The following is a 12,458-nucleotide window of genomic DNA, read 5'->3' as shown; positions in this document are numbered from 1 at the left end:
ATGAAAAAACACCTGCTGGGTATCGCCCTGGGTTCTCTGTTATTCACCGCCGGTTCCGCCGTGGCGGCTGATTATAAAATTGATAAGGAGGGCCAGCACGCTTTCGTCAATTTCCGTATTCAGCACCTGGGATACAGCTGGCTGTACGGTACCTTTAAAGATTTTGACGGCACATTCACCTTTGACGAGAAGAATCCTGCCGCCGATAAGGTCAACGTAACCATTAATACCAACAGCGTGGATACCAATCATGCTGAACGTGATAAACATCTGCGCAGCGGGGAATTCCTCAATGTCGCGAAATACCCGCAGGCGACCTTCACCTCCACGGAAGTGAAAAAAGAGGGTGATAAGCTGAATATTACCGGCAACCTGACGCTTAACGGCGTAACAAAACCGGTCACGCTGGATGCTAAATTACTGGGTCAGGGTGACGATCCGTGGGGCGGTAAACGCGCAGGTTTTGAAGCGGCGGGTAAAATTCACCTGAAAGATTTTAATATCACAACGGATTTAGGCCCGGCGTCTCAGGACGTTGAGCTGATTATTTCCGTTGAAGGCGTACAGCAGAAATCATAATAGATGCGCCCGGCAGGCTTTCGCCGTGCCGGGCGTTATTATCATTCCGGGTCAGGGATACCCAGTTTGGTATTCAGACGGCCGCGTGATTTATTAAAAATCTTGTTGCCGTTTTCACGTCCTGCGCGACGGCGACGCTGCTCTTCTTCCGGCAGGATGCTCTCTTCGCTGCACAGTTCGCTACAGCAGCCGTTAAACTTCTCGGCACAGGCCGGGCACTGAATGAACAGCAGATGACACCCGTCGTTTTTGCAGTTGGTGTGGGTATCGCACGGTGCGCCGCACTGGTGGCACTGGGCAATAACGTCTTCAGAAATACGCTCACCCATACGCTCGTCAAAGACAAAGTTTTTCCCGATAAAGCGTACCGGTAAACCCTGCTCGCGGGCGCGGCGGGCGTACTCGATAATGCCGCCTTCAATATGCCAGACCTTATTAAAGCCGTTGTGCTTCATCCACGCGCTGGCTTTCTCACAGCGGATACCGCCGGTGCAGTACATAACGATCTTTTTATCTTTATGTTCCTGCATCATCTCAACCGCTTTGGGCAGTTGCTCGCGGAAGGTATCGGCCGGGATTTCCATCGCGTTCTCGAAATGCCCCACTTCGTATTCATAGTGGTTACGCATATCAATGAACACGGCATCCGGATCGTCAAGCATCGCATTCACTTCCGCAGCCTTGAGATATTCACCGACATCCGCCGCGTTAAACGCAGGATCGTCGATACCGTCCGCCACGATGCGTTCACGCACCTTCATACGTAGCACCCAGAAGGATTTCCCGTCATCGTCCAGGGCAATGTTCAGGCGTAAGCCGTCGAGGGCCGGATCGAACTGATAAAGACACTCGCGGAAAGCGCTGACTTTGCTTTCCGGTACGCTAATTTGCGCGTTGATGCCTTCACGGGCAAGGTAGACGCGGCCGAAGACGTTCAGGGCCGTGAACGCCTGATAAAGCGCATCGCGGGTCGCCTGCGGATCGTCGATCGTGAAGTATTTATAGAAAGAGATGGTTGTGCGCGGTTCGGTTTCAGCCAACATACGCGCTTTCAACATCTCATTCGATACGCGGTTGTGTAACACTGGCATGGTGTACAGTCCTGGAATCGTTAGAGAGAATGAAAAATCGGTCGGCATCATATAGCAAACAAAACCAATTTACATCCCCACAATTTACGCTACATTTCACACACCCTGATTAATCAGGCTTAACAATTGCTGTATTCGTGCACGCTTCGAAAGCAGATATTTTGGCTATGTCTCAAAAAATGAGACACTAGCAAAACAGGACGTTTGAACACAGGAAAGACATGACCCAGTTACCAAAATTTACTGCCGCCCTTTTGCATCCCCGCTATTGGTTGACCTGGCTTGGCATCGGCTTTTTATGGCTTCTGGTACAGCTTCCCTACCCTGTTATTTTTCGGTTGGGTAAATTTCTGGGCCGCTTCGCGCAACTGTTTATGAAGCGTCGCGCCAGAATCGCGTACCGCAATCTTGAGCTGTGTTTTCCGCAGATGAGCGAGCCAGAGCGTCACGATATGGTCGCGAAGAATTTCGAATCCGTCGGGATGGGGCTCATGGAAACCGGTATGGCGTGGTTCTGGCCGGACAAACGCATGGCCCGCTGGAGCGAGGTAACGGGAACCGGCATGGAGCCTGTGCATACGCTTCAGGCCAACCAGACGGGCGTTTTGCTGATCGGCGTTCATTTCCTGACGCTGGAAATCGGGGCGCGCATGTTCGGCATGCAGGCGCCTGGCATTGGCGTTTATCGTCCTAACGATAACCCGGTCATCGATTTAATCCAGACCAACGGCCGCATGCGCTCCAACAAAAGCATGATCGACCGTAAGGACCTGAAGGGGATGATCCGCGCGCTGAAATCCGGCGAAGTGGTCTGGTATGCCCCCGACCACGACTATGGCCCACAGGCCAGCGTATTTGTTCCCTTCTTCGCCGTTGAAGAGGCCGCCACAACGACCGGTACCTGGATGCTGGCGCGCATGTCCAAAGCCGCCATCGTGCCTTTTGTCCCCCGCCGTAAGCCGGATGGTTCAGGTTACGAGCTGATGATGCTGGAGCCGGAACTCGCGCCGCCGCTCGACGATGCGGAAGCCACCGCGCGCTGGATGAACAGCGTTGTGGAGAAGTGCATCATGCTGGCGCCCGAGCAGTATATGTGGCTGCACCGCCGTTTTAAAACGCGTCCACAAGGCGCGCCGTCCCGCTATTAATCCCCATGCGGTCTTCAGGGCCGCATGCCGTTTTAGCTTTAAAAGCTCCTCGTCATTGCGGCAATCATAACCCAGGCGCATAATTAGCAGGCTTATTACTTTATGCTTCAGGTGCTCTGCACCTCATTATGCGGATAGTTATGTCACCCTCAGATGCCCCCATAAACTGGAAGCGTAACCTCGCGGTTGCGTGGCTTGGCTGTTTTCTTACCGGCGCGGCCTTTAGCCTGGTCATGCCCTTCCTGCCGCTCTACGTCGAACAGCTTGGCGTAACGGGCCACAGCGCGCTCAATATGTGGTCCGGTCTGGTATTCAGCATCACGTTTCTCTTTTCCGCGATGGCCTCGCCCTTCTGGGGCGGCCTTGCCGACCGCAAGGGACGTAAAATCATGCTGCTGCGTTCGGCGCTGGGGATGGCCATTATCATGGCGCTTATGGGCGTGGCGCAGAACGTCTGGCAGTTTCTGATCCTGCGCGCGCTGCTGGGCCTGCTGGGGGGATTTATTCCCAACGCGAATGCCCTGATAGCCACGCAAATCCCCCGCCATAAGAGCGGCTGGGCGCTCGGGACGCTCTCTACCGGCGGCGTGAGCGGTGCTCTGCTGGGACCGCTGGCCGGCGGATTACTGGCGGATAACTACGGCCTGCGGCCGGTCTTCTTTATCACCGCCAGCGTGTTGTTCCTGTGCTTTATCGTCACCCTGCTCTGTATCCGGGAAAACTTCACGCCTGTCGCCAAAAAAGAGATGCTCCACGCCAGAGAGGTGCTGACCTCGCTCAAAAATCCCAGACTGGTGCTGAGCCTGTTCGTGACGACAATGATTATCCAGGTGGCTACCGGGTCGATTGCCCCTATTCTGACGCTGTACGTTCGCGACCTGGCGGGTAACGTTAGCAATATTGCGTTCATCAGCGGGCTGATTGCCTCCGTGCCCGGCGTGGCGGCGCTGCTGAGCGCCCCGAGGCTCGGAAAACTGGGGGACCGGGTGGGTCCCGAGAAAATCCTGATCTGCGCGCTGGTGATTTCCGTCCTGCTGCTTATCCCGATGTCGATGGTGCAAACGCCATGGCAGCTGGGCGTCCTGCGCTTTTTGCTGGGTGCCGCCGACGGCGCATTGCTGCCCGCCGTACAGACCCTGCTGGTCTACAACTCCACGAACCAGATCGCCGGGCGTATTTTCAGCTATAACCAGTCATTTCGCGATATCGGTAACGTCACCGGACCGCTGCTCGGGGCCGGGATTTCCGCCAGCTTCGGTTTTCGCGCCGTCTTTATCGTGACGGCGGGCGTCGTGTTGTTCAATGCCATCTATTCATGGTTCAGTTTATCCCGCGCGCTGCGGCCCGTGACGGAATAAGACGAACGCCTGACGGCTTATTTTCGCATTCATACTTGCAGAATCTTATATTCAGCTATTCTTTCCCTGAAACCTTCTGGAAAACAGGGAGACACCAATGACCATGTACGCCACGCTGGAAGAAGCTATTGATGCCGCTCGTGAAGAGTTCCTCGCCGACAACCCCGGCGTTGAAGAAGAAGATGCTGACGTGCAACAGCTTAATATCCAAAAATACGTTCTGCAGGATGGGGATATTATGTGGCAGGCCGAATTCTTTGCCGATGAAGGTGAAGAAGGGGAATGTTTGCCGATATTAAGCGGTGAAGGTGCGCAGGCCGTCTTTGATGGCGACTATGACGAAATCGAACTTCGGCAGGAATGGCTGGAAGAGAATACCCTGCACGAGTGGGATGAGGGTGAGTTTCAGCTCGAGCCGCCGCTGGATACGGAAGAAGGTCAAACCGCAGCCGACGAGTGGGACGAGCGTTAATTTACGCTATTCGTAAGGGCCGTGGCTGGCATCTATCGGCAGCAACAGCGTGTCGAAAATCAGCGAGAACGGTAGATCGAGCACGGTCAGGTAGCGCCACGCGGAATCACGAAGATCCCATTTCACGCCCGGGTAATACTGATTTCCGTGGCCTTGCCCTGGGATGGTGCGACTGATGATACTGCCGCAGCCGCTGAGCAGGCATGCCACCATAACGACGATGATTATTCTCATCTTTAACCTCTAAAAAAATACCGGCGATTAAGCCGGTATTTTATATGGCGGGTGGAGCTTCGCTTACTCGCCTTACTTAACTGCTTACTTCGCCTTCAGAGCGAGCGGATTCAGCTTCACGTCCTTATAGTAGTTCACCCACGAAGAGTATTTCTCCGGAGCGGACCACACGCGGTAGTGAAGACGCGCCATTGTCACCGGGTCGCTCAACAGCACCAGACGACGGTCGCGGTTGAGTTTTTCCGGGGTCTCGTTAAGCGCCTGCTCAACGTGACGATCGCGGGCAATCTCCAGCACCTGGCTGGCGCGGTGACGCGCGGTCGCCATTGCCGTCGCCAGGGCGTTGAATGACGGGTTAAACACGGCGTGCATGAAGCCGTCATCCAGCGAGCGACTGCGGTTCTGTTCCAGGTAACGATCGGTATCCACCAGCACCTGCGGCGGGGAATACTCTTCCGGGATCAGGAACAGCTTCCAGCGTTTGGTTCGCAACCCCACCGTTGAACGGCTGGAAATCACGGACACAAACGGCGACAGGATCAGCGAGAAGACAATCGGCGCCAGCCAGAACAGGAAGCGCAGATCCAGCCACGCCATCCCGGCAGCCCACACCAGACCCAGCAGCAGCTGAGAACCGTGGCGCATAAAGGCTTCACCCCACGGCGTGGAGTCGTCGTCACGCTGCGGTGAGTTCCAGACCACTTCCCAGCCCAGGAACGCACTGACCACAAACACGGTGTGGAACAGCATACGTACCGGCGCCAGCAGGACCGAGAACAGCACTTCCAGCAGCAGTGAAAGGGTCACGCGGAAGAAACCGCCGTACTCTTTCGAGCCTTTGCACCAGATCAGGATGATGCTGAGCAGCTTAGGCAGGAACAGCAGCACCATGGTGGAGGCAAACAGCGCAATCGCCAGCTCCGGACGCCACTGCGGCCACACCGGGAACAGCTGCCGCGGTTGCAGGAAGTATTGCGGCTCCGTCAGGGCATGAACCACCTGTAAGGCAGTCGACAGCGCCAGGAACATAAACCACAGCGGTGCGGAGAGATAAGACATCACGCCCGTCAGGAACACCGCGCGGTGAACCGGGTGCATCCCTTTTACCAGGAACAGGCGGAAGTTCATCAGGTTACCGTGACACCAGCGGCGGTCACGCTTAAGCTCGTCCAGCAGGTTCGGCGGCAGCTCTTCGTAGGATCCCGGCAGGTCGTAGGCAATCCAGACGCCCCAGCCAGCACGACGCATCAACGCCGCTTCTACGAAGTCATGCGACAGAATAGAACCGGCAAACGAACCCTCACCCGGCAGCGGCGCCAGCGCACAGTGTTCAATGAACGGCTTCACGCGGATAATGGCGTTGTGGCCCCAGTAGTGCGACTCACCCAGCTGCCAGAAGTGCAGACCGGCCGTAAACAGCGGCCCGTAAACACGGGTGGCGAACTGCTGGCAGCGCGCATAAAGGGTGTCCATTCCGGACGCTTTTGGCGAGGACTGAATGATACCGGCGTTAGGGTTGGCTTCCATCAGACGCACCAGACCGCTCAGGCAGTCTCCGCTCATGACGGAGTCAGCATCCAGCACCACCATGTAGCTGTACTGGTTACCCCAGCGACGGCAGAAGTCATCGATGTTGCCGCTTTTACGCTTCACGCGACGGCGGCGGCGGCGGTAGAAGATCTGGCCTTCGCCCTGAACTTCTGCAATCAGCTCCATCCACGCTTTTTGTTCCGCCACGCAGATATCCGGGTTGTAGCTGTCGCTCAGGATGTAAACGTCGAAATGCTCCGCGTTGCCGGTCGCCTTCACGGACTCCCAGGTCGCACGCAGGCCCGCAAATACGCGGTCAACGTCCTCGTTACAGATAGGCATAATCAGCGCGGTACGGTGCTCGGGATTAAGGGGTTCATCCCCGACCGTTGACGCCGAAATGCTGTATTTGTCACGCCCCATGAGCAATTGCAGGAAGCCCATCAGCGCGGTCCAGAAACCGGCCGAGACCCAGCAGAAGAGGACCGCGAACAGCAGGAGAATGCCGCTCTGCAGGATATACGGCAGCAGCTGCATGAAGGAGACCCAGAGATCCTGGCCCATCATGTCCGTCGGGTTGATAAACGCCCAGCCCTGGTAAGGCAGGATAGTTTTCATGTACCAGGTCGCGACGACCGTCTGCGCCAGCGTCAGAAGCAGCAGGATATAGCGACGGATTGTCCCGACGGTACGCCATTTCTGTTCGGACGCCTGCTCTTCTTTCGTCAGACGCGACAGATAGCGCGGCGTCACATCACGCCCGCGCAGGCGATCCCAGAAGCGACCCACCGGGTTGGTGCGCCATGGATCGGGGAACATAGAGGAACGCGTAGCCTTCGGCATCGCCTGAAGCTGATCGCGTCCTTCGTCGTCTTTAATCAACTGCCCTTCCGCCAGCGAGTCCGGCCAGGCCTGCTCCAGACGCGCCTTGACTGACCCGAGCGGCGTATCATCATCACGGGAAAACGTATGATGTTCACCATCCAGCGCGGTGTGAACCGCGCGGATGTCGCTCTTTGGCAGTGCCGCTTTTTCGATATCCGTCAGCGGCATGGCATCAATATATTCAGATGTATTATTCATTGGCAGGTAGCTGATAGCTCCAGGTTTCACTCAGCGGCTGATCGTTACTGACCAGCGCAGCACGCATTTCAGTGGTCTGTTTCGGATCTTTCACTTTCACGCGCAGGGTCAGACGCCAGCCTTTGGTTACCGGGTTGTAACGCACGGTATTCTCAACGATTTCACCGTTATCACCGATGCTGGCCTGAGCGGCAACGGCGGTGTCCGGCGACAGTTTCTTCATATCCTGGCCTGTGAAGTCCACGACAAACGCCACGGTACCATCAGGCTGACGGATAAGATTAGACTGCTTCACATCACCCGTTGAGCGGCGAGTCTGCATTACATACGCGTTATCCGGCGCATGCAGCTTATCTTCGTCGCGGCTGAAGGTAATGGTGTACTTGAAGTTCATCTCTTTACCGGCTTCCGGCAGTTGATCCGGCGTCCAGTAAGCGACGATGTTATCGTTGGTTTCGTCGTTGGTTGGAATTTCTACCAGCTCGACCTTGCCTTTACCCCAGTCACCGTTTGGCGTGACCCAGGCGCTTGGACGCTGGTCATAGCGATCGTCCAAATCTTCAAAGCGGGAGAACTGACGACCACGCTGCAGCAGGCCAAAACCTTGCGGGTTTTCCATTGCGAAGCTGCTAACCGCCAGATGTTTCGGGTTATTCAGCGGACGCCAGATCCACTCACCGTTGCCGGCATGAATAGACAGACCGTTGGAGTCGTGCAGTTCCGGGCGGAAGTTGGTAGCCGGTGACGGCTGGTTCGGCCCAAACAGGAACATACTGGTCAGTGGCGCAACGCCCAGTTTGCCCACTTTATCACGCAGGTAAACCTTGGACTGCACGTCAACTACCGTGTCACGACCCGGCATAATCACAAAGCGATAGGCACCGGTTGCACGCGGGGAATCCAGCAGCGCATAAATGGTCAGACGCTTATCCGTTGGCTTTGGACGTTCAATCCAGAACTCACGGAAACGCGGGAACTCTTCACCTGATGGCAGCGCGGTATCAATTGCCAGACCACGCGCAGAAAGCCCGTACACCTGCCCCGCGCCGATAACGCGGAAATAGCTGGCGCCAAGCATGCTGACGATTTCGTCGTTTTTATCTTTGCTGTTGATCGGGTAAAGCACCTTAAAGCCTGCGAAGCCCAGGTCTTTCACCGTATCTTTGTCGTGTTGCACATTGCCAAAATTGAAGTAATCCGGGCTGTACTTGATCTTACGTACCGCGGTTGCCGTCACTTCATTGATGGCAACAGGCGTGTCGAAGTACATACCCTGATGATAAAATTCAAGCTTGAACGGGGTTTTAATATTGCTCCAGTACGCTTTGTCGTGATTGAACTGGATCTGCTGATAGTCCGCATACTTCATGTCGCGGAAAACGGAGGGCAAGTTACTTTTCGGCGCTTCGTAGCTCTTGCCTGCCATCGATTTTGCCTGTTTTGCGACATCGTCGATGTTAAAGGCCAGTGCCGATGAGGTATACAGTGATAACACCACTGCAGCACCCAACCAACGCATTTTCATCATCTGTGGTTTATGTTTCATAATAAGTAAGCACTTCCCCCTTTGTGTGCTTATATCGATCCGATCCATTTTAATGGAAACTCAGGCAATCCGACAACATTATCACTGCTTTGTTCAGCTGCTGGCTCATGGAATAAGCAAATGAAAGAACCCGCTATTCACTTTGCGTGCTTATCCTGGAGACAGGGTGTCGGTCTTGGTGTAGGGTTGGCTTCGAATGTAACCATTATGAGTCTTAGGGATAAGACGAAAAGTCTGAGAATGCACAACGTTATATGAGCACAACACCAACAGAACGTGAATATTTCCTCGACTCGATCAGGGCCTGGCTGATGCTATTGGGGATCCCCTTTCACATTTCACTGATTTACTCCAGCCACACCTGGCATGTGAATAGCCAGATGCCCTCCTGGTGGCTGACGCTGTTTAATGACTTTATTCACGCCTTCCGTATGCAGGTGTTCTTCGTTATATCCGGCTATTTTTCTTACATGCTGTTTCTGCGATACCCGCTCAAGCGCTGGTGGAAAGTGCGCGTAGAGCGCGTGGGGATCCCCATGCTGACCGCAATTCCACTGCTGACGCTGCCTCAGTTCATTATGTTGCAATACGTCAAAGGCAAAGCGGAGAACTGGCCGAACCTTACGCTGTATGAAAAGTACAATACGCTGGTCTGGGAGCTGGTGTCTCACCTCTGGTTCCTGCTGGTGCTGGTGGTGCTCACAACGGTGAGCCTGTTGATTTTCAGCCGCCTGCGCCACCGTCTGAGTACAAAAGCCGACACCTTCTTCGCCAACGTTACGATGGGCAAACTGTCTGTGCTCTTCTTGCTGTTGGGGATTGCCTATGCCGCCGTGCGACGGACGCTGCTTATCGTCTATCCGCCGATTTTGAGCGACGGGTTATTTAATTTTGTGGTGATGCAGTCCTTGTTCTACATTCCGTTCTTTTTAATCGGCGCGCTGGCTTTTATTCATCCGAAGCTTAAATCGCTGTTTGTCACCCCATCACCGTGGTGCGCGCTGGGGGCCACCCTCGCGTTCGCGGCCTATCTGCTGAATCAGCGCTACGGCAGCGGCGACGCCTGGATGTATGAAACGGAAAGCGTGATCACTATGCTGCTGGGGCTGTGGATGGTGAACGTGGTATTCGCGCTGGGCCACCGCTTGCTGAACTTTAAGTCCAGCCGCGTGACCTACTTCGTTAATGCATCACTGTTTATCTATCTGGTGCATCACCCGTTGACGCTTTTCTTCGGGGCTTACATCACACCGCACATCGCCTCCAACACGCTGGGCTTCTTTACCGGGCTGGTGTTTGTTGTAGGGGTGGCAATCGTACTCTACGAAATCCATCTGCGGATCCCGCTCCTGCGCTTCCTCTTTTCAGGAAAACCACAGGCAAAAGCCTCATAAATCACGCGGCGCATCAGATGCGCCGCGTTTGCATCAGCTCTCCAGCTCTTGTCTGCGCTGAGTCAGAAGCCGCTGATAAAGATGCGTGGTGTCGTCGTCGAAACAGACAAAAATCACCTTCTCTGGCAGCGGTTTTAGCGACAAATAGCGGTAAACCGTTTCAACGGCGATCGTTGCGGCAGCGGCCTTAGGGTAACCATACACGCCGGTGCTGATGGCCGGAAACGCCATCGTTTTATAACCGTTGTCGGCGGCCAGTCGCAGACAGTTCCGGTAAGCCTCTTCCAGAATACTCGCTTCGTGCTGGTCCCCGCCATGCCAGACCGGCCCTACCGCGTGAATTACCGCTCTTGCAGGCAGATTGCCCGCCAGCGTAATCACCGCGTGACCGGGAGGACATTCGCCCTGCTGTTGCCGCACGGTTTTACAGGCTTCCAGCAGCTGCGGTCCGGCAGCCCGGTGGATAGCCCCGTCCACGCCGCCTCCCCCCATCAGGGAGGGATTGGCCGCATTGACGATGACGTCGACGTGCACTGTCGTAATATCGCCATGAATAATTTCAATTTGCGGTTTCATAAAGCCCCTCTGCAACCCGCCATTTTCTTAAGTGTATCGCAGAGGAGACCGGGAGAAAAAACTATCAGAAAAAATCCTCATCCACCGCAGGGCGGGAGAGCGCGCATTAGTGATACTGGATTTCGACAACCGCGAGCGTTTTTTCAGGATTAAGGTATTTCATATTGAGCGTTGCCACGTTTGAGTCGCTCACTTTCCCGTTAAGCGCCTCTTCATAGCTGACCATACGCGTTTGCATACGGTTATTATCTGGACATGACATGGCAAACTGTTGCTTCTGGGGAGTGACTTCACAGGGGTCGGCGACAATGGCACCGCGAAAATGAATGACACCGCCGTCAACAACCGTGGCCGAATAAGCCGGGATACTCAAAGCAGAAACGACCAGACCCAGACCTACCATGAGTCGAGCAAAATAGTTGTTCATTATAGGTACTCCTCAATGAAAATCGTCCATGAGGGGTAAACGCGCTTCATTTATTATGACAAACGAAGTTTCACGTTACGGAACATAACGACCTGGTCCCTGATATCAGCATAGCTCAACGGCCCAGACCCGCCACATTCACAACCTATTGATTTAATGGGTTTTTATAGCGAACGTTCCGCTGGCGACCACTGTTGTGATAAATGTAGCGATTTACCGTCTGAAACGGTGACAACGATTTTTACCGTGTCTCCCGCATTAATATTTAAACTCAGGCGCATTAAATCAATCGTCTGATTAGCGGGTATAAAAAGGGTGTTTTGCTGCCGGGAAGAACTTTGTCCCCCCTGCCCTTCTCGCACAGAAACAATCTGAACCTGACAATCACACGACTGCGCCAGAGTGACCTGAGGAACAATGGTGGTCATATTTTCCTGCTGTGACGTTTTGAAGGTGATCTGGCTGGAAAGCGCGGCGAGTAGAATTAAGGTATTCATGATGAACTCCCGAAAAAAAACAGGGCTGATGCCCTGTTTTTTTGTAGCACAGATTTCAGTATCAGTACTGATGAGCTGACGCGTGGTTACCAAAACCGATCTGGGTAACGTTAACAGTCGAGTTGGACGCAGTCTGGTCTACGAGTGCACCGTTAAAGCCGCCGGACTGGCTAACGTTCATAACGGATTTTTTACTGTTCCACTGATCAAGTGTCGCACTGTTGCCAAAACCTTTCTGGGTCAGGTTGATTTTACTGTCATCAGAGCCCTGACCAACGTCAGCACCGTTAAAGCCGCCGGTCTGGCTAATATTCAGGACGGAATTTCTGGCGTCTGTCTGCAGGGCAACCGCGGAGTTACCGCCACCGTTCTGATAAATATTCAGGGTTGAATTTGGGCCACTGTTTCCACCATGACCATGTCCATGACCCCATCCGCCCTGATTAATAGAACCCGCCATAGCACTACCAGAAACTACGATTGCTGCAAGTGCTGCCACTTTGATAAATTTCATGGTAAACCC

13 protein-coding genes are annotated in these 12,458 nt (G+C 54.4%); 5 read left to right on the top strand and 8 right to left on the bottom strand.

Going from position 1 to position 12,458, the window contains the following annotated elements:
* Positions 1-579: a YceI family protein gene (locus tag HB664_RS11310; RefSeq protein ID WP_047061563.1), complete on the top strand. Its 579-nt coding sequence runs from the start codon at positions 1-3 to the stop codon at positions 577-579.
* A 41-nt stretch (positions 580-620) separates the two neighbouring features.
* On the opposite strand, the gene HB664_RS11305 is transcribed toward HB664_RS11310, so the two are convergent.
* The gene (locus tag HB664_RS11305; RefSeq protein ID WP_033145192.1) at positions 621-1,670 is read right to left on the bottom strand and encodes a rhodanese-related sulfurtransferase; all 1,050 of its coding nucleotides are present in this window, start codon (positions 1,668-1,670) and stop codon (positions 621-623) included.
* Between the two features lie 221 nt (positions 1,671-1,891).
* On the opposite strand from HB664_RS11305, the gene HB664_RS11300 reads away from it, so the two are divergent.
* The 3 genes from HB664_RS11300 to HB664_RS11290 all read left to right on the top strand — a co-directional run bounded on the left by HB664_RS11300 (position 1,892) and on the right by HB664_RS11290 (position 4,648).
* Positions 1,892-2,818 (top strand): Kdo(2)-lipid IV(A) acyltransferase, encoded by a 927-nt coding sequence (locus tag HB664_RS11300; RefSeq protein ID WP_219939475.1) that lies wholly within the window; start codon positions 1,892-1,894, stop codon positions 2,816-2,818.
* Positions 2,819-2,958: 140 nt separating this feature from the next.
* Entirely contained in the window at positions 2,959-4,176 is a 1,218-nt protein-coding gene (mdtG, locus tag HB664_RS11295) for a multidrug efflux MFS transporter MdtG (protein ID WP_048979209.1), read from the top strand.
* 97 nt (positions 4,177-4,273) lie between these two features.
* On the top strand, positions 4,274-4,648 hold the full coding sequence (locus HB664_RS11290) for a MysB family protein (protein WP_023311118.1): 375 nt from the start codon (positions 4,274-4,276) through the stop codon (positions 4,646-4,648).
* 6 nt (positions 4,649-4,654) lie between these two features.
* On the opposite strand, the gene HB664_RS11285 is transcribed toward HB664_RS11290, so the two are convergent.
* The 3 genes from HB664_RS11285 to mdoG form a co-directional block, all read right to left on the bottom strand.
* Positions 4,655-4,882 carry a YceK/YidQ family lipoprotein gene (locus HB664_RS11285; protein WP_033145189.1) on the bottom strand — a complete coding sequence of 76 codons (228 nt, stop codon included), beginning with the start codon at positions 4,880-4,882 and terminating at the stop codon, positions 4,655-4,657.
* An 84-nt stretch (positions 4,883-4,966) separates the two neighbouring features.
* Complete coding sequence (mdoH, locus tag HB664_RS11280; protein WP_023311116.1) at positions 4,967-7,495, bottom strand: glucans biosynthesis glucosyltransferase MdoH; 2,529 nt, start codon at positions 7,493-7,495, stop codon at positions 4,967-4,969.
* A complete protein-coding gene (mdoG, locus tag HB664_RS11275; RefSeq protein ID WP_021240787.1) occupies positions 7,488-9,041 on the bottom strand; it encodes a glucans biosynthesis protein MdoG in 1,554 nt (517 codons plus the stop codon). Before mdoG ends, mdoH begins: the two co-directional genes overlap by 8 nt.
* 254 nt (positions 9,042-9,295) lie before the next feature.
* Between mdoG and mdoC the strand changes: the two genes are divergently transcribed.
* Positions 9,296-10,435, top strand: a complete 1,140-nt coding sequence (mdoC, locus tag HB664_RS11270) for a glucans biosynthesis protein MdoC (RefSeq protein ID WP_064672268.1) — start codon at positions 9,296-9,298, stop codon at positions 10,433-10,435.
* A 33-nt stretch (positions 10,436-10,468) separates the two neighbouring features.
* On the opposite strand, the gene ymdB is transcribed toward mdoC, so the two are convergent.
* From ymdB to csgA, 4 genes are all read right to left on the bottom strand, one after another.
* Positions 10,469-11,011 carry an O-acetyl-ADP-ribose deacetylase gene (ymdB, locus tag HB664_RS11265; protein WP_023311113.1) on the bottom strand — a complete coding sequence of 181 codons (543 nt, stop codon included), beginning with the start codon at positions 11,009-11,011 and terminating at the stop codon, positions 10,469-10,471.
* Positions 11,012-11,117: 106 nt separating this feature from the next.
* A complete protein-coding gene (locus HB664_RS11260; RefSeq protein ID WP_219939474.1) occupies positions 11,118-11,438 on the bottom strand; it encodes a type 1 fimbrial protein in 321 nt (106 codons plus the stop codon).
* Positions 11,439-11,602: 164 nt separating this feature from the next.
* A complete protein-coding gene (gene csgC, locus HB664_RS11255) occupies positions 11,603-11,935 on the bottom strand; it encodes a curli assembly chaperone CsgC (protein ID WP_033145185.1) in 333 nt (110 codons plus the stop codon).
* 61 nt (positions 11,936-11,996) lie between these two features.
* Complete coding sequence (csgA, locus tag HB664_RS11250) at positions 11,997-12,449, bottom strand: curli major subunit CsgA (protein WP_033145184.1); 453 nt, start codon at positions 12,447-12,449, stop codon at positions 11,997-11,999.
* Positions 12,450-12,458: the final 9 nt, after the last annotated feature.

It is taken from the genome of Enterobacter sp. DNB-S2 (assembly GCF_019443845.1).
Taxonomy (GTDB): Bacteria; Pseudomonadota; Gammaproteobacteria; order Enterobacterales; family Enterobacteriaceae; genus Enterobacter; species Enterobacter asburiae_B.
Note: the sequence above shows the minus strand (reverse complement) of the source record. Positions and strands in the feature narration are given on the sequence as shown.